The organism is Tissierella pigra (genome assembly GCF_009695605.1).
Taxonomy (GTDB): domain Bacteria; phylum Bacillota; class Clostridia; order Tissierellales; family Tissierellaceae; genus Tissierella; species Tissierella pigra.
This window is the reverse complement of record NZ_VUNQ01000010.1, coordinates 38,409-57,011: the sequence shown is the minus strand read 5'-3', so window position 1 is coordinate 57,011 and position 18,603 is coordinate 38,409. Positions and strand designations below refer to the sequence as shown.

Genomic DNA, 18,603 nt, shown 5'->3' with positions numbered 1-18,603 from the left:
AAACTTAAATAGTAAATATTTAATGAATGGGGACAATTGTCCCCATTAGTTTTACTTGTTTTTATTTAAAAAAGCTCTTACAGCCTCCACAGCTTCAACTTTAGTTGCCCAGGATGTAACAAATCGTACAGCAGTATTATTTTCATCTACCTTTTCAATAAACTCATATACGAACTCTTTTTCCATCTTTTTAAGTAAAGTATCTGGAAATATTGGAAATATTTGATTTGTATATGGTTCAGCATAAAACGTATATCCTGTTTCTTCAATGATTGATTTTAATATTTCAGCCATTTCATTTGCATGTTTTGCCAATTCAAAATATAAATCATCTTGAAATAATGCTTCAAATTGAATTCCTAAAACAAAGCCTTTAGCAGCCAATGCTCCCCTTTGTTTTATTAAAAAACGGAAGTCTTTTTTTAAATCTTTATTTAATATAATTAAAGCTTCTCCAAGTAACGCTCCATTTTTTGTTCCACCAATATAAAATACATCTACTAGATTGGCAATATCTTTAATATTTAAATCATTAGTTTTACATGTAAGGGCTGAACCTATTCTTGCACCATCTAAAAATAACAATAATTCATTTTTTTTACATATCTCATGAATTGATATTAGTTCATCTTTTGAATATATGGTTCCCAGCTCAGTGCAGTTGGATATATATACCATCTTAGGCTGTACCATATGTTCATCAGAATGATGATTTAGAGCTTTCTTTATAATATCTGGTGTCAATTTACCATCTTTGCAAGGCATAGCCACTACTTTATGACCTGTAGCTTCTATTGCACCAGTTTCATGAACATTTATATGACCTGTATCTGCTGAAATTACACATTGGTGTGGTCGTAAAAATGATGATATTACCAGCATATTGGTTTGAGTTCCACCAGGAATAAAATGTATATCTGCATCTTCTCTTTCAATTAATCTCTTAATATATTCTTTTGCCCTGTCACTATGAATATCTTCTCCATAACCTATATTGGGTTCATAATTCGAGCTCATAAGTAATTCTAAAATTCTCGGATGAGCACCTTCGCTATAATCATTTCTAAAACTATACATATCTATTCCTCCGTTTATAGTATTTTCTTATATATATAATACACCAAATAATTCTCAATTTAAACTTGTTTTAATAGCACTAATAAAATCTATTTATAAACAGTTCCAATACTTAAAATTTATGATAAGATAACAATATAGACATAATAAAAATATCAGGAATGAACTTTGTTCCTGTTATGATGGAAAGGAAGGATGAATGTAATGGAGAAAAACATGAATATAGGAATCATAGGGGCAGGAGTAGTTGCAGAAAGAATAATAAATGCTAGTAACAATCATCCAAAATCAAATATAAAAGGGATATATGATGTAAATACTAGTAGACTAAGAGAAATAACAGAGAAGTATAAGTTAAAAGCTGTAGATTCTTATAATGCGTTATTGGAGGATAAAGATATAGATATTATTTATTTAGCGGTGCCTCCAAAATATCATTATCCCATAGCTATGGATGTATTAAAGACAGATAAACATTTTATATGCGAGAAACCTTTGGCAAATTCAACAGATGAGGCAAAAGAAATGTATAAAACAGCTAAGGATAAAAATATAGTTCATGGAATGAACTTTCCTACTATATATATGAAGGCCTATGAAAAGATAGAGGAGCTTTTAGATGAGGGATTTATTGGTGATCTAGTTAGAGTTGAGTTTCAAGGTTATTTTACTCATTGGCCAAGACTGTGGCAAAAAAACGATTGGATAACATCAAGGGAGCAAGGTGGTTTTGTAAGAGAGGTGGTTACTCATTACATTCAAATGATTCAAAGGCTATTTGGAGATATAGAAGATATAAGTACTTTTATAGAATATCCTGCAAATCCGCAGATTTCAGAAGAAAGCATTATTGCTAGGGGAATGGTAAAAGGAGTTCCAGTGTTAATCAATGGAGTTACTGATGTAGGTATGGAAGAAGAATTATGTTTTAAGATATTTGGTACAAAGGGATCTATATATTTAAAGAATTGGAGAGAGCTATGGATAGCTACGAAAGATTCAGTCTTAGAGAAATTAGATATTAAAGAAGAAAATCATCTAGTTGATTTATTAGACAATGTATTTAAGGCAATAGAAGGAGAAAAGGCTAAGATTGTTGATTTTGAAGAAGGTTATAAAACTCATATGATTATAGAAAAGTTATTAGGCAGAGAATAAGTTTATAAAATAAAAAAAGGAGGGTGAATTCAAATGAACAAAGTGTTATTAGTTGTTGATATGCAAAATGATTTTATAGACGGTTCATTAGGTACAAAAGAGGCAGTAAGTATTGTTCCAAATGTAGTCCAGAAAATTAAAGAATTTGAAGGAAAGATAATATACACAAGAGATACTCACCAAGGAGACTATTTATCCACCCAGGAAGGCAGAAATTTACCTATAGAACACTGTATAGAAGGTACATTGGGATGGGAAATACATAAGGATATTCAAGAGATAATAAGCCCTCAGAATGTTATCTATAACAAAGTAACCTTTGGTTCAAAGGACTTAATTTTAGAACTAGAAGAAATGAATAAGAAAGAACCCATAGATGAAATAGAATTAGTAGGTATCTGTACAGATATTTGTGTAATATCCAATGCTCTTACTATAAAAACATTTTTACCAGAAGTGAAAATCTCTGTGGATGAAAATTGCTGTGCAGGCGTAACTAAAGAAAGTCATAAAAATGCACTAAATGCAATGAAAATTTGCCAAATACAGATTAAATAATATATCTTGCATAAATCTAATAGTTATTATACGATAATATAAATTAATTATTGGAGTGAATAATATGGAACTATTAAAACAGAGAATAAATAAAGATGGAGATATTAAGGAAGGGAATATAGTTAAAGTAGATAGTTTTTTAAACCATCAGATAGACGTAGAGCTATTAAATGAAATAGGTAAGGAGTTTAAATCAAGATTTTCCTTAGAAAAAATAGACAAAATACTTACTATAGAAGCATCAGGTATTGCCATAGCTGTTATTGTGGCACAGTATTTCAATGTACCTGTGGTTTTTGCAAAGAAAACTGATTCAAAAAATCTTGATAAAGATACATATGAAAGTAAAGTATATTCTTATACTAAGGATAAAACCTATACCATAAGGGTATCTAAGAAATATTTAAATAAGGGAGAAAACATACTTATATTAGATGACTTTCTTGCTAAGGGAAAGGCAGCAGAAGGATTAATAGATATAATAAATCAATCTAATAGCAATTTAATTGGTGTAGGAATAGTTATAGAAAAGGGCTTTCAAAATGGTGGCAAAAATTTACGAGATAAAGGTATAAAATTAGAATCCTTGGCTATTGTAGATTCCATAGAAAATGGTAAAATAATATTTAGATAATATTGTGTTAAATTAAAAAGATTATTCTTAAAAAGTTGAAGAATAATCTTTTTAATTTGATATAGAAGGACACAATTCCTAATTTTTTTTATATATAGTATAATTAATAGAAAAAGTATGTCTTTTTAGGACAGATGTCCTTTAAAATGATTTTAATTTACTATATACTTAAAGGAGCGAATTTAGTGAATATAATAGAAATTATCGAGTCTAATAAGATAATAAAAAAGATTCTAAAAGATTGCCCATACAGCATTCTTAATAAATGGGAAAGCATGAACTATACAAAGGGGCAAATAATCTGTCAACAGGGTATAGTATATGAATATTTTTATATTATAGTAAATGGATATGCCAACATATGTATAAATGGGGAGAATGGTAAAAAATATTCTCAAGCTATATATAAAAAGGGAGATTATTTTGGAGAACTGGAGATATTTGATAATAAGCCCTATGGATGTTCCATTGAAGCTTTGACAGATATTCAATTAATACGAATAGATAGAGATAGCTTTCTAAAATGGATAGATAAAGATAGACATTTCTCCCTACATATAATGAAAACATTATGTCATAATTTTTATACATTATCTAAATTAGCAGGAGAAAATACTCTATATTCCTTAAAATACAGAATATGTAATTATCTTTTATATAGAACAGATTCTGGAGTTAAATCGGGCACTGGAATACAAATTGATATAAATAAGGAACAGTTAAGTGAGCAGTTTGCAGTTACATCTAGAAGTATAAATAGAGTTCTTCAGCAGTTAAAGGAAAGTAATTTAATAGATGTATCAAATAATTATATTACCATAATAGATATTAATGGATTGAAACTTCAAGAAAAAACAAGTAAAAATGAATAACTATGAAATAGAATCGAGATAATCGATTTTATATAAAAAATAATATAAAATAAGGAGGTATTTTTCTTGAAAAAGAAACTTACGATTTTTTTAGTACTGATGCTGACAGTATCTTTAGCATTATCAGGTTGTAAAAAAGCTAATGATGTGCCAGGTGCTTCTAATAACTCAGGAGATACAGCTGGAGAAGGAGTAAAAGTAGGATTAGTATTAGCTGGTGGTTTAGGAGATCGTTCTTTCTATGATTCATCCCACGAAGGTGTAGAAAAAGCTAAAAAAGATTTCGGAATTGAGTATAAGGTATATGAATGTAGGAATGATTCGTCTTTATTAAATGATCAAGTAGTACAAGCATCACAATATGGTTCAATTGTAGCAGTAGTAGGTTTTGAATTCTTTGATGTTGTACAAGATGTTGCAAAAGAGTTCCCAGACGTTAATTATATATATGTAGATAATGAAATAGAAGGGATGGATAATTTAATTACTGTTTCTTATGCAGAAAATGAAGGAGCTTTTTTAGCAGGAGCATTGGCTGCTATGCTTACAACAGAAACATCTATAGAAGGTATAGATGACAGTAAACTAATAGGTATGGTTGGAGGAATGGATATTCCTGTAATCAGAAACTACCAAATAGGATTTGAAGCTGGAGCAAAGTATATTGATTCAGAAATTGAAATTCAAACAACATTTGCAGAAGACTTTGAAGACCCTGCAAAAGGTAAAGAACATGCAACAGTTCTTTATGGAAGAGGAGCTGATATTATATTCCAAGCAGCAGGAAAAACGGGAGAAGGTGTATTTGAGGCTGCTGCAGAACATGGTAAATATGCCATAGGAGTAGACTCAGATCAGCGTTATATTAATCCAAATAATATAGTTGCTTCAATGATTAAAGAAGTAGGAAAATCAATTTATGAAACTATAGAAAAAATCCAAAAAGATGAAGTTGAAAAAGGTAAGGTTGTTTACTATGGCCTAGCTCAAGATGGTGTGGGTATGGCTTATGGTACAGATGATATGATGCAATTTGCAACAGAAGATATGAAGAACACTCTTGAAGATATTAAGGCAAAAATCATTAGCGGAGAAATTACAGTACCAACAGGTAAGTAATAATTATTGGAGAAGTAGTTAACTACTTCTCCATTTTAAAACAGTTTTTGAGATTAAGAGGTGAAACTTAAATGTATGAAAAGGTTTTAGAGTTAAAAAATGTGTCCAAACAATTTCCTGAGGTATTGGCTAATGATAATATAAACCTTGATATTAGAAAAGGAGAAATTCATGCAATAATTGGAGAAAATGGTGCGGGAAAATCTACACTGATGAATATATTGTATGGACTTCATGAACCAACTACAGGAGATATTTATTATAATGGGAAACCCATCAAAATGACTAGTCCTTTAGATGCAATAAAAATAGGAATTGGTATGGTTCATCAACATTTTATGTTGGTTCCTTCATTTACTGTGGCAGAAAATATAGTATTGGGAACAGAACCTACAAAAAGAAAAATATTTGTAGATAAAGAAAAAGCTATAGAATCTACAAAAAAGTTATCAGAGACTTATGGTTTAACAGTTGACCCGAAGTTAAAGGTGGAGTCATTATCTGTAGGAGTTCAACAAAGAGTTGAGATACTAAAGGCTCTTTATAAAGGAGCAGATGTTTTAATATTAGATGAGCCAACGGCTGTTTTGACTCCACAGGAAACGGATGAATTATTTAAAGTAATAAAAAGATTAGTAGATGAATCGGGAAAGACAATAATAATAATTACCCATAAGCTTCAAGAAGTATTATCTATTTCTGATAGAGTAAGTGTAATGAGACAAGGAAAGATGATAGGCACTTTAGATACAAAGGACGCCAATGAAAAGATTTTAGCAGAAATGATGGTAGGCAGAGAAGTATTATTTAACAAAATAGACAAGAAGCATATAGAAAATAGAAAACATGAAGAAATGCTAAAGGTAGAAAAATTAAGGGCTAGAGATAATAGAGGTCTTATAGCTTTGAGAAGCATAGATTTAAGTTTAAAATCGGGAGAAATTCTAGGAATTGCAGGAATAGAAGGAAATGGACAGTCGGAGTTAGTAGAAGTCTTAACTGGACTTAGAGAAAAGGAAAGTGGACAAATATTTATCAATGGAGTTGAAATTTCCAATAAGTCTCCAAGGGATATAAGAGAGCTGGGTATTGCCCATGTTCCAGAGGATAGACTTGCCATGGGTCTATCTAAAGATGCCTCAATTTCAGAAAATATCCTTATGGGAAATCAGCATAATGAACCATATGCTATTAAAGGCATTCATTTGAATAAATCAAAGATTAAATCCAAAAGTAGAAAACTAATAAAAGAGTTTGATATAAGAACTCCTTCAGAAGATGTTTTAGTTGGGAATTTATCTGGTGGAAATATGCAAAAAGTAATTATAGCTAGGGAGTTTTCCTTTAATACTCCTATACTGATTATATCTCAACCAACTAGGGGAGTAGATATAGGGGCGATTGAATTTATTCATAGCCAAATAATTGAGAAGAGAAATCAAGGTTGTGCTATTTTGTTGGTTTCAGCTGAACTAGATGAAATATTTAGATTATCTGATAGGATAATAACTATTTATGAAGGAATTATTACAGGAGAATTTAAGGAAGGCGAAATTTCAAAGCAAGAAATCGGACTCTATATGACTGGAAAGAACATACAAATTTAAAGAAGGTGAATTAAATGGAAAGATTAACTAAGAATAAGAACCTCCAATATCTAAATTCCTTATTTATATCCATATTTGCATCACTTTTAATAGGAGCATTGATTATGATAGCAAATGGCAGAAGTCCATTAGTAGGATATGGGGCTTTATTAACAGGAGCATTTGGATCAAAGTATAATATAGCAACTACTTTTGCTAAAACTGTTCCCCTAGTAATTACTGGGCTGGCAACAGCCATAGCATTTAGGGCTGGAATATCAAATGTAGGAGGAGAAGGACAACTATATTTAGGTGCATTTGCTGCAGCTTATGTAGGTATTACCTTCACTGGATTACCAGGAATTATAGGTATAATATTAGCAATTATTGCAGGTGCATTAGTTGGAGGAGCTTATGGTTTTGTTCCTGCCATATTGAAAGTAAAATATAAAGTAGACGAAGTAATAACCACAATAATGTTAAATACAGTAGCCACACTATTTACTGCATATCTAGTTAATTACCCATTTGCTTCATCTCAAGGTAAAATGGGTGGTACAGAAATGGTAGCAGAACAATTTAGATTTTCTCGATTAGTTAAACTATCTACATTGAATACAAGTATATTTTATATGGGGATTATAGCTGTGGTGATTTATTATTTAATGGAGAAAACCTCCTATGGATATGACTTCAAAATAGTAGGGCAAAATAGTATATTTAGCAGATACGCAGGAATAAAAGATAAAAATCAAATGGTATTAGCCATGGTAATCTCAGGAGGATTATGTGGAATTGCTGGGGCATTGGAAGTTTTAGGAGTTCACTATAGGTTTTTACAGCATATATCCCCAGGATATGCCTTTGATGGTATGTTAATAGCATTAATCGTAAAAAACAACCCTATAGGTGTAGTATTGATGTCCATATTTTTTGGAGCATTGAAAACTGGTTCTATTGCTATGGAAAATTCCATAGGAATACCATCAGAGCTAGTATCAGTTATTCAATCCATAATAATTTTATTTATTGCAGGAGAAGCAGGTTTTAAAAATATATATAAAAACTGGAAGATGAAAAAGACAGCTAATAGTAAAGTAGGTGAAAAAATTGTTTAAGGAGCTTTTTAACCTAACATTATTACAACATACCATTAGAACAGCTACCCCTCTTATTTTAGCTGCATTAGGGGGACTTCTTACTCAGCAAGCAGGAATATTGAACATAGGTATGGAGGGAATGATTCTTTTAGGGGCATTTTTTGCAGTAGTAGGAAGTTATTTCTTTGGCAGTTCTCTTGCAGGAGTTGCATTGGCTGCTATTATAGGAATGGTTATAGGTCTAATATTTGCATTATTTGTTATAGACCTGAAATCAGATGAATTTGTAATAGGAATAGCCATAAATATGTTTGCAGGAGGACTTACTGTATTTCTATTGAGAAGTATATTTGGAGTGAAGGGTGCATTTTCTTCTCCAGATATAGTTCCTTTACCAAAACTAAACTTTCCATTTATGGATAATATAGAATTTCTAAATATAATATTTAATAATCATACTATATTTATTTATATTAGTTGGATTTTAGTAATATTTATTTATATGTATTTATACAAAACACCCCAAGGAATTTGGTTGCGTGGCGCAGGGGAATACCCTGATGCTTTGGAGACAGCTGGAATTAGTCCAAGAAAAATGAAATATACTAGTTCCATAGCTTGTGGAGTACTATGCGGACTAGCTGGTGCTCATTTATCCCTTGGATATTTAACCTTATTTACAGAAAATATGAGTGCCAATAGAGGGTTTATTGCATTGGCAGCCATAATATTCGGTAAAGCTAATCCAATAGGGACTTTTTTAGCTACCTTATTATTTGGGTTCTTTGATGCCTTAGGTGTTAGACTGCAGGTAGTGGGAGTTCCTGCTCAATTTACTCAAATGGTTCCTTATTTGGCTACTATATTTGCTCTAGTAATTGTGACTAAGAGACAGATGAATAAGGGGAAAAAGAATAAGGAAGAGGCGATAAACCTTGGTGAATAAGAAATATGATGTAGTCATAATAGGTGGTGGAATTGGCGGATATTATAGTGCTATGGCTTTAAAAAAAGGTGGGAAAACTGTAGCATTAGTAGAAAAGAACTCATTAGGAGGAACTGCTCTTAGATGGGGTGCACTACCTGTAAAAAAAGCTTTAGATTCTTTTAAAGGCATAAAAGATAAATATAATGAAACTAAAAACATTAGAGAAAACCTTATAAATAAATGGAATGAAGATTTAAGTATATTAGATAGTAAGATTAAAGAAGATTTAATAAATGAAAATATAGATATATATATTGGTAACGGCAAGTTTATAGACTCAAAAAGATTTACAGTAGAAGATGAAATATTGGATGCTCAGTACTTTATTATTGCAACAGGAACTGAACCCCATAGTATAAAGGAAATTCCCATTGATGGAGTAAATATAATAACTCATAAGGAAGCTATTGATCTAACTCATATTCCAAAGAGTATAACTATTTTAGGTGGAAATGTTGAGGGAATAGAATTTGCAGCACTATATGCTGAATTAGGTGTAGATGTTATTGTTATAGAAAAAGAAGATGGTATTTTATCTGGAAACGATGGAGATTTAGTAGAACCTATAGAAACTCATTTAATATCAAAGGGTGTAAAAATAATAAAAGGTATAGGGGCCAAAAGTGCAAAAGTAAGTAAAGGAGCAGTAGAGACACTGTTAGAGGATGGAACTATAATTTCCACTGAAAAAGCATTGGTAACATTCATGAGAAAACCTAATTTTCCATTGGGAATTGAAAATACCAATATAAAAACAAATGAAAATAATATAATAGTCTATGAAAATTTATTGACTGATGAACAAAATATTTTTGCCATTGGAGACATCAATGGAATTTTAGGAATGGCTCATGTGGCTATTCAACAAGGATTAAGTGTAGCAGATTATATACTGAACGGTATACCAGTGGACACATCATACTATATTTTACCACGAGCAGTATTTACTTTACCAGAAATGGCAGGTGTAGGTAAGCAAGAGCTAGAATTAAAAGAGGATGGTATTTCATATAAAATAGGAATCGCCTTATTTAAAGATTCTTGGAGAGGCTGGGCAAAGAATATAGATTGCGGTTTTGTAAAGGTTATACTAGATGAAGAAAATAAGATTCTAGGATTATGGATGATAGGAGAAAATGTATCTGAATATATCGGATTAATAGGTTCTGTGATAAAGGACGGAAAAACAGCAGATGACCTATTATCTAATTTAATTATTCATCCTAGTTTAGGAGAATCAATACGAGAAGCTTTATTACAAGGAAAGAATAGAAGGTGATAAAATGAAACAGCCTCATATATTATGTGAGTCAAAAGATATCTCTGAATATGTAATACTTCCAGGAGACCCAGCAAGGGTTTTAAGAGTAGGAGAATTGTTGGATTCCTATGAAGAAATAGCATATAATAGAGAGTTTAGAACAATTAAAGGCTATTATAAGGGAGTACCTATAACAGTTACTTCCACAGGAATAGGAGGACCATCAGCTGCCATAGCCATAGAAGAATTGATTTACTGTGGTGCAAAGTATATTATTAGAATAGGTTCAGGTGGTGCAGTTCAATCAAATATAAATATAGGTGATTTAATTATTTGTTCTGCTGCCATAAGGGAAGATGGTGCTACAAATATGTATATAAGTCCTAAATATCCTGCTGTAGCTGATATAAAACTTACTAATTTAATTATAGATACTTGTGAAGAATTAAAATATAAATATCATTGTGGAATAGTAAGGTCACATGATTCTTTTTATACTGATGATGAAAATAAGTTAATGGAATATTGGAATAGTAAAAATATACTGGCTTCAGATATGGAAACCTCTTCTTTATTTGTAGTTGGACAACTTAGGGGAGTAAAAACAGCCAGTATATTAAACAATGTAGTAGAATATAAATCAGATTTAAAAGAATCAGTAGAAGATTATGCCATGAAAGATATAGAGACTATAGAAGGAGAAAAAAGGGAAATCATTTTAGCATTGGAAACCTTCGTAAGACTAAGTAAATAAATAACTCCGATTTTTGGTTATTGTACCAAAAATCGGAGTTATTTTAAATTCTCACTTGATGATATACTTTTTTACCTTTTTTAATCATTATTTTTCCATCTTTGAAATCATCTAATGTAATTTGTTTATCTATGGATTCAACTTTTACTTCATCAATGGATATACCCCCTTGTTCTACTAGTCTTCTTCCTTCTCCATTGGATTTAGTAAGACCTACTTCTTTTAGCAAATCAAGAATACCTATACCATTTTCAAAACTAGATTTATCCATTTCAGTAAATGGAATAGAGCCTTCATCTATGCCACCTGAGAACAATGCTTTAGCAGCTTGTTGTGCTTTATTAGCCTCTTCTTCTCCATGGATTAATTTAGTCACTTCAAAAGCTAATATCTCCTTAGCAACATTGATTTCTGCACCTTCTAAAGCACTAAGTCTTCTTACTTCATCCATAGGGACAAATGTAAGCATTCTTAAACATTTATTTACATCAGCATCTTCAACATTTCTCCAATATTGATAGAATTCATAAGGAGATGTCTTTTCTGGGTCTAACCATACAGCACCTTTAGCTGTTTTGCCCATTTTGTCTCCTTCACTATTTGTAAGAAGAGTACAAGTCATGGCATATACTTGCTTACTAGATTTTCTTCTGATTAAATCCATACCTGCAATCATATTTGACCATTGATCATCTCCGCCTAATTGCATTTTACAATTATGCTTTTCATTTAATACATAGAAATCATATCCCTGCATTAACATATAGTTAAATTCTAGGAATGATAATCCTTTTTCTAGTCTTTGTTTGAAGCATTCAGCAGTTAACATTCTATTGACAGAGAAATGAGAACCTACATCTCTTAAAAAATCAACATAATTTAAATCAAGAAGCCAATCAGCATTGTTTTCTAAAATTGCTTTACCATCATTGAAATCTATTAATCTTTCTAATTGTTTTTTGATACAGCCTGCATTGTGATTTATGTTTTCTTTAGTGAGCATATTTCTCATATCAGTTCTTCCAGAAGGGTCTCCCACCATTGCTGTACCACCACCAACTAAGGCAATAGGTCTATGACCTGCTCTTTGCATATGAGCCATAAACATCATAGCTATAAAGTGACCTACATGTAGACTATCTGCTGTAGGGTCAAATCCTATATAAAATGTTATACTTTCTTTACCCAACAATTCTCTTATTTCTTCTTCATGAGTAGTTTGTTTTATATACCCTCTCTCCATTAAAATATCAAATACATTATCCATTTTATTCCTCCTAGTAATTTTATATTAAGTTTATAATTTTAATTTATTGACTTTGGTTAACTTGTTATGCTTGGTGTGTTAGGGATATTACGCAGTCTCGCAACTCAAATCTATTTACTCGCTACGCTCGTATAGATTTGGTGCTCATTGCCTTTTTGTCCAATCAGCGTAGCGAATTATAGACAAAACAGATAGCATAGGTGCGTTTGACTTTATTTAACTTGTTATGCTTGTTGTATTGTGTAGACTACGCAGTCTCGAAACTCAAATTCATTTACTCGTTACACTCGTATGAATTTGGTTCTCGTTGCGTTTGACCTACTAAAGCTCACTGTCGTTCGCTAAGTTAGGTCATATCACGCAGTCTCACAGCACAAATTCATTTGCTCGCTACGCTCACATGAATTTGGTGTTCGTTACGTTTGACCTACATCAACTCACTATCGTTCGTTGTGTTAGGTCATAAAAAAACGGGCATCATCTCGTCTAAAGGACGAGAGGAAACCCGTGGTACCACCTTAATTCGCATAAAGCCTCAGCCACGTAACGTGTGGAAACCGCAAAATTGAACTCTGGAATTGTAATTCACTAATTTAAGGATATAGACTTCTCAGCAATAGTCTATTCTCTGTGGATTTACCTTTAATCAGTTACTTAACTCCTTCATAGTCTACTATATATTTATATTATCTTAATACAATATAAATATGTTGTCAAGGCTAAAATAAAAAGCCTAGAAATCTTCTAGGCTTTACTACTATTCTTCAACTTTAAGTTCTACGCTATTTTCCCATAGTCCATGAATGTTACAATAGGAAGTTGCATAAATTGTACCACATTTTGATGGCTTAAATCTAAGGGATACATTTGGTTCAGTATATAATTCGCTTTCTCCATGAGCTGTAAAGTTAAATGAACCAATTTCTATAGGGAATTTATGTCCTTCTGGTTGATAGTAAACTTTTATCCATGATATGTAATGCTCAAATGTATTCGGATGTGCTATTTCTTCACCAACCATAACCTTAACATCTACTAAATCCCCAAGTTTAACTTTTTCAGGAGCGTGAATTACTGGTACATGTTTTTCACCTTTCCAATCTCCACTTTGATACAAACTGCCTATGCTTTTCATATATAACCCCTCCATAATCATTTTTATAATCTCCTACTATCTATACCCAATTATTTTTAAAAAAATCAATATTAATAGGTAAATATTTTATATTTAGAGTATAATATAGATAGATATGCTTGAAGGAGAGATAAAATGGGAAACATTCAATTAATAGCTACTGCTACCTTTGGGTTAGAGTCAGTAGTAAAAAGAGAACTAATGAATTTAGGATATAATGATTTAGTAGTAGAAAATGGTAAGGTAACATTTACAGGAACAGAAAAAGATATACCAAAAACTAATTTATGGTTAAGAACTGCAGATAGAGTTCTTTTAAAGATGGGTGAGTTTAAAGCATTAACCTTTGATGAGTTATTTGAAAAAACAAAAGCATTACCATGGGATCAATGGATTACAGAAGACGCAAACTTTGTAGTAAATGGCAAGAGTATAGATTCAAAGCTATTTAGTATTTCGGATTGTCAGAGAATCGTAGAAAAAGCGGTAATAGAAAAGTTAAAGACTAAATATAATGTAGAATGGTTTGAGAAATCAGGTGCTAAATATACTATTGAGGTAGCTCTTCTTAAGGATATAGCAACTTTAACTATAGACACATCGGGAGAAGGACTTCATAAAAGAGGTTATAGAGATAGACAGGGTGATGCACCTATAAAAGAGACTTTAGCTGCTGCTATGATACTTTTAAGTTATTGGAATAAAGATAGAGTTTTAATGGACCCATTCTGTGGATCAGGAACTATACCAATAGAGGCGGCAATGATAGGAAGAAATATGGCACCAGGTCTTGATAGAAATTTTGCAGCAGAGAACTGGCCTAGAGTAAAGGAAGAATATTGGAAGGAAGCAAGAAAGGAAGCATTTCAAGCAATAGATAATGAGACTAAATTACACATTCTTGGTTGTGATATAGACAAAAAAGCAATTCATCGTGCTAGAGATAATGCCGCAAATTTAGGATTAGAAGATGATATCGCATTTTTTAATAAAGACTTCAGAGATGCAGAGCTAAAAAACGAATATGGAGTAGTTATAACTAATCCACCTTATGGTGAAAGATTAAGTGAGAAAAGAGAAGTAGAAAGACTTCACAAAGATTTAGGGATTAAGTTTAAAGAGCTAGATACTTGGTCGTTGTATATAATTACTTCTGAAGAGGAATTTGAGAAGCAATATGGAAAGAAAGCAAATAAAAAAAGAAAGCTATACAATGGAAGAATAAAGGTAGACTACTATCAATACTATGGACCAAGACCAGAAAAATAGTTAATAGATTCTAGTTTACTAGAAACTTCCACAACTATTCACTAGATAAACAAACTAAGGGATGCACACAAAATTGAAAACCACAATTTTGGTACCCTGCTTATATTAATTATTAGTTATTAGTTGTTTACTAAATATACGGAGGTGTAGACATGACCATATATACTAAAACTGGAGATAAGGGTTCCACGAGTTTGTTTGATAATAAAAGAGTATCAAAGGATGATATTAGAGTGGAAAGTTATGGAACTGTTGATGAACTAGGTTCTTTTATGGGTTTAGCAAAGAATTATGTAGATGATAAGGAAATGTATGAACTAATTGAATCCATTCAAAACAAGTTATTTACAGTTGCCACAAACTTAGCCACAGAGGACAGTAAAAAGGTAAAGCATCATATACTAGAAAAAGATATAGATGATTTAGAAAAGATAATTGATTTATATATGGGAAGATTAAATAATCCCACTGGTTTTATAGTGCCAGGTTCAGGAAAGAAGTCTGCATATCTTCATGTGGCTAGAACTGTGTGTAGAAGAGCAGAAAGAAGGATTATCACTTTATCAGGTCATGCAGAAGTAGACCCTTTAGTCATAAAATATGTAAATAGGTTATCAGATTGTTTATATGCAATGGCAAGATATTCTGAAGAAAAAGAGACTCATGTAAAATATATGTAAAATTTAGAAAAAGTTTACCGAAATAAAGCAATAAAATCAAAAAAAGGTAGAAATTATTATATAAATAGTATAGAATGTTACAAAGAGTAGTTTTATTATACAAATAAATATTATATGGGTGATAAGCATGCTAAGTAAAGAAGATTTAAGTCCAGTAGAAAAAAAAATAGAAGAATATGGTATGCTAAATTATCATGTGTTAGAAGGTATGGCAGACTGGGTTCGAGTGGTGGATAAAGAAGGCACTATTATATATGCCAATAAAACAATGAAAGAACATTTAGGAGATAATATTGTTGGCATGAAATGTTATAAAGCCCATTGCAAAGTAACTCCTTGTACTTTTTGCATTACAAAAAGAAGTATAAAAACTGGTGAAACTGTGCAAAAAGAAGAGGAAATTAATGGAAGATATTTTTCAGTAAAATCATCACCAGTTACTAATTCCAATGGAGAAGTGTTTGCAGCAGTAGAAGTATTTAGAGATGTAACAAGAGAAAGAAAGCTAGAGTTAGAGTTAATTGATAAAAATAAAAAGATGAGTAAAGACCTTGGTTTTGCTAAGAGAATTCAAGAAAAAATTCTACCTGGTAAAGAAGTATTAGAAAATATTTTCGTTGACTATATATATAAACCATCAGAGATGTTAAGTGGAGATATGTTTGATGTATTTCACATTGATGATGAAAATATAGGGATATATATATCAGACGTGTCAGGTCATGGTATAGCTGCAGCTATGATGACCATGTTTATTAGGCAAACTATGAGGGCTATAAAGGATGATATTTTGGATCCATCAGCTACATTATCAGAACTATATAAAAGATTTAGGACATTGAATTTAGAAGTAGATAAGTATTTTACTATGTTCTATGGTATTTTCAATAAAACCACCTATGAATTTAAATATGCAAATGCAGGACATAATTGTATACCAATTAAGTATAATGATGATGGTATGGAAATGTTAGAAGTAAAAGGATACCCTATGGTTTTATTATTTGATGAGATTGTATATGATGAAGAAGTTATTAAATTAAAAAAAGGTGATAAAATACTATTTTATACAGATGGAATAACAGAAGCCAAAGATAGAACAGGCAGAGAATTTGGTATAGAAAGCGTAATAGATATGATAAGGAGTCATAAAGAAGATATTTTAAATGAAATAAATAATGAAATTATAACCTATAGTTGGGGAGAACAGCAAGATGACTTTGCTCTAGTTCTTATGGAAGTAATTGAATAGATAATAATAGACTGAATAGCTTTGGCTATTTGGTCTTTTGTTATTTAATGATGTATTAATAGAACTAGTACCTACATAATATATAAAAGGTGTTGATTTATAAAAAAGAGTTTGATATGATATTGACAATAATAGCCGTGAATTTACTAAGGGGGGATAGGTTTGAATTGGAAAAGTCTATTATTTAAGAGAGAAGGAAACATTGGAATTTTATCAATCAATAGACCCGAGGCATTAAATGCTTTGAATGAAGCAGTATTAGATGAATTAAATGAAGCAATAGACATAATTAATAATGATGAAAATATTTATATACTTATACTAACTGGTGAGGGTAGGTCTTTTGTAGCTGGAGCAGATATAGGGGAAATGAAGGATATGAACTCTATGGAAGCTAGAAAATTTGCTGAAAAGGGATTATCTGTATTCAGGAAGATAGAGTTAATGGAAAAGCCAGTAATTGCCGCAGTAAATGGATTTGCATTAGGCGGTGGCTGTGAACTTTCTATGTGTTGTGATATAAGAATAGCTTCCGAAAAAGCTAAGTTTGGACAACCAGAAGTAGGACTTGGAATTATTCCAGGATTTGCTGGCACACAAAGATTAGCTAGATTAGTTGGAATAGGCAGGGCAAAAGAACTTATATTTACTTGTGACATAATTGGTGCAGAAGAAGCGGCTAGAATTGGATTAGTTAATAAGGTAGTAGCATCAGAAGATCTAATGAATTCAGCTATGGAAATGGCAAGTAAAATTATATCTAAAGGACAGGTTGCTGTAAGATATGCTAAAACTGCAATAAATAGAGGAATAGAAACAGATTTATCTACTGGAATGGTCATAGAAAAGGATTTATTTGGTTTATGTTTTTCCACAGAAGACCAAAAAGAAGGTATGAGGGCTTTTTTAGAAAAACGTATACCTAATTATAAATTAAAATAATTTCGGAGGTGCTTTATGAAAAATATAGGTATTTTAGGTAGAGGAACTATGGCTTGTGGAATTGTACAAATTTTTGCTCAGAAGGATTACAATGTAACTATGTGGGTTAGAGCCATAGATGAGGAAAATCCAAGAGGAAGCATCAAGTCTATAGAGAAAGGATTAAATAGACTAGTAGAAAAAGAAAAGATTACAAAAGAAAACATGGAAAATATATTAAACAATATTTCCATAACTACCTCCTATGAAGACTTAAAGGACTGCGACTTAGTTATTGAAGCCATATCTGAAGATATGGAACTGAAAAAAGAGATATTTGGTAGACTAGATAAGTTATGTAAGGAAGATACAATCCTTGCTACCAATACATCTTCTTTATCAATTACTGAAATTGCTAACTCAACTAATAGACCAGATAAAGTTATAGGAATGCACTTTTTTAATCCAGTTCCAATGATGAAATTAGTTGAGGTTATAAAAGGAATTGCTACTTCAGAAGAAACAAAAAATATAATTATAGAATTATCTAAAGAACTAGGAAAAACTCCAGTGGAAGTAGAAGAAGCACCAGGTTTTGTAGTAAATAGAATACTTATTCCTATGATAAATGAGGCTGTAGGTATTTTAGCCGATGGAGTAGCTACTGCAGAGGATATAGATGAAGCTATGAAATTAGGTGCAAATCATCCAATGGGACCTTTAGCTTTAGGGGATTTAGTAGGTCTTGATGTTTGTTTAGCAATAATGGATGTTTTATATGAGGAGTTTGGAGATCCTAAATATAGAGCACATCCACTACTAAGAAAAATGGTTAGAGGTGGCTTGTTAGGAAGAAAAACTAAAAAAGGTTTCTTTGAATATTAATTTTAAATAGAATATTAATTTTAAAATACTCTTCAGTTTACTGAAGGGTATTTTTTTCTGTAATTTTAAATTTAAAATTATTTTTTT

18 protein-coding genes are annotated in these 18,603 nt (G+C 31.3%); 15 read left to right on the top strand and 3 right to left on the bottom strand.

Annotated elements, in window-relative coordinates; translation table 11 throughout:
• Window positions 1-51 precede the first annotated feature (51 nt).
• The gene (locus tag FYJ83_RS06315) at window positions 52-1,077 is read right to left on the bottom strand and encodes a threonine aldolase family protein (protein ID WP_154439489.1); all 1,026 of its coding nucleotides are present in this window, start codon (window positions 1,075-1,077) and stop codon (window positions 52-54) included.
• A gap of 204 nt (window positions 1,078-1,281) precedes the next feature.
• Between FYJ83_RS06315 and FYJ83_RS06310 the strand changes: the two genes are divergently transcribed.
• From FYJ83_RS06310 to FYJ83_RS06265, 10 genes are all read left to right on the top strand, one after another.
• The gene (locus tag FYJ83_RS06310; protein ID WP_195837933.1) at window positions 1,282-2,235 is read left to right on the top strand and encodes a Gfo/Idh/MocA family protein; all 954 of its coding nucleotides are present in this window, start codon (window positions 1,282-1,284) and stop codon (window positions 2,233-2,235) included.
• Between the two features lie 33 nt (window positions 2,236-2,268).
• The gene (locus FYJ83_RS06305; RefSeq protein ID WP_154439487.1) at window positions 2,269-2,793 is read left to right on the top strand and encodes a cysteine hydrolase family protein; all 525 of its coding nucleotides are present in this window, start codon (window positions 2,269-2,271) and stop codon (window positions 2,791-2,793) included.
• A gap of 64 nt (window positions 2,794-2,857) precedes the next feature.
• The gene (locus FYJ83_RS06300) at window positions 2,858-3,427 is read left to right on the top strand and encodes a xanthine phosphoribosyltransferase (protein WP_154439486.1); all 570 of its coding nucleotides are present in this window, start codon (window positions 2,858-2,860) and stop codon (window positions 3,425-3,427) included.
• Window positions 3,428-3,612: 185 nt separating this feature from the next.
• A complete protein-coding gene (locus FYJ83_RS06295) occupies window positions 3,613-4,299 on the top strand; it encodes a Crp/Fnr family transcriptional regulator (RefSeq protein WP_216584878.1) in 687 nt (228 codons plus the stop codon).
• Between the two features lie 66 nt (window positions 4,300-4,365).
• Window positions 4,366-5,418, top strand: a complete 1,053-nt coding sequence (locus tag FYJ83_RS06290) for a BMP family lipoprotein (RefSeq protein ID WP_216584879.1) — start codon at window positions 4,366-4,368, stop codon at window positions 5,416-5,418.
• A gap of 71 nt (window positions 5,419-5,489) precedes the next feature.
• Entirely contained in the window at window positions 5,490-7,025 is a 1,536-nt protein-coding gene (locus FYJ83_RS06285; protein WP_154439484.1) for an ABC transporter ATP-binding protein, read from the top strand.
• Window positions 7,026-7,039: 14 nt separating this feature from the next.
• A complete protein-coding gene (locus tag FYJ83_RS06280) occupies window positions 7,040-8,122 on the top strand; it encodes an ABC transporter permease (protein WP_154439483.1) in 1,083 nt (360 codons plus the stop codon).
• Window positions 8,115-9,050 (top strand): ABC transporter permease, encoded by a 936-nt coding sequence (locus tag FYJ83_RS06275; RefSeq protein WP_154439482.1) that lies wholly within the window; start codon window positions 8,115-8,117, stop codon window positions 9,048-9,050. Before FYJ83_RS06280 ends, FYJ83_RS06275 begins: the two co-directional genes overlap by 8 nt.
• A complete protein-coding gene (locus tag FYJ83_RS06270) occupies window positions 9,043-10,371 on the top strand; it encodes a dihydrolipoyl dehydrogenase family protein (RefSeq protein WP_195837932.1) in 1,329 nt (442 codons plus the stop codon). The genes FYJ83_RS06275 and FYJ83_RS06270 overlap by 8 nt, the downstream gene beginning before the upstream one ends.
• A gap of 4 nt (window positions 10,372-10,375) precedes the next feature.
• On the top strand, window positions 10,376-11,107 hold the full coding sequence (locus FYJ83_RS06265) for a nucleoside phosphorylase (RefSeq protein ID WP_154439480.1): 732 nt from the start codon (window positions 10,376-10,378) through the stop codon (window positions 11,105-11,107).
• A gap of 43 nt (window positions 11,108-11,150) precedes the next feature.
• Here the strand turns inward: FYJ83_RS06265 and tyrS are convergent, their stop codons facing one another.
• Together tyrS and FYJ83_RS06255 are read right to left on the bottom strand one after the other, a co-directional pair.
• On the bottom strand, window positions 11,151-12,374 hold the full coding sequence (tyrS, locus tag FYJ83_RS06260; RefSeq protein WP_154439479.1) for a tyrosine--tRNA ligase: 1,224 nt from the start codon (window positions 12,372-12,374) through the stop codon (window positions 11,151-11,153).
• A 757-nt stretch (window positions 12,375-13,131) separates the two neighbouring features.
• Window positions 13,132-13,509, bottom strand: coding sequence for a class II SORL domain-containing protein (locus tag FYJ83_RS06255; protein WP_154439478.1), 378 nt, complete (start codon window positions 13,507-13,509; stop codon window positions 13,132-13,134).
• Window positions 13,510-13,644: 135 nt separating this feature from the next.
• Between FYJ83_RS06255 and FYJ83_RS06250 the strand changes: the two genes are divergently transcribed.
• The 5 genes from FYJ83_RS06250 (at window position 13,645) to FYJ83_RS06230 (ending at window position 18,516) form a co-directional block, all read left to right on the top strand.
• Window positions 13,645-14,778 carry a THUMP domain-containing class I SAM-dependent RNA methyltransferase gene (locus FYJ83_RS06250; protein ID WP_154439477.1) on the top strand — a complete coding sequence of 378 codons (1,134 nt, stop codon included), beginning with the start codon at window positions 13,645-13,647 and terminating at the stop codon, window positions 14,776-14,778.
• Window positions 14,779-14,930: 152 nt separating this feature from the next.
• Window positions 14,931-15,458 carry a cob(I)yrinic acid a,c-diamide adenosyltransferase gene (locus FYJ83_RS06245; protein ID WP_154439476.1) on the top strand — a complete coding sequence of 176 codons (528 nt, stop codon included), beginning with the start codon at window positions 14,931-14,933 and terminating at the stop codon, window positions 15,456-15,458.
• A gap of 127 nt (window positions 15,459-15,585) precedes the next feature.
• Window positions 15,586-16,710, top strand: a complete 1,125-nt coding sequence (locus FYJ83_RS06240; protein ID WP_154439475.1) for a SpoIIE family protein phosphatase — start codon at window positions 15,586-15,588, stop codon at window positions 16,708-16,710.
• Window positions 16,711-16,872: 162 nt separating this feature from the next.
• Complete coding sequence (locus tag FYJ83_RS06235) at window positions 16,873-17,652, top strand: short-chain-enoyl-CoA hydratase (RefSeq protein ID WP_154439474.1); 780 nt, start codon at window positions 16,873-16,875, stop codon at window positions 17,650-17,652.
• 15 nt (window positions 17,653-17,667) lie between these two features.
• Entirely contained in the window at window positions 17,668-18,516 is an 849-nt protein-coding gene (locus FYJ83_RS06230) for a 3-hydroxybutyryl-CoA dehydrogenase (RefSeq protein WP_154439473.1), read from the top strand.
• Window positions 18,517-18,603: the final 87 nt, after the last annotated feature.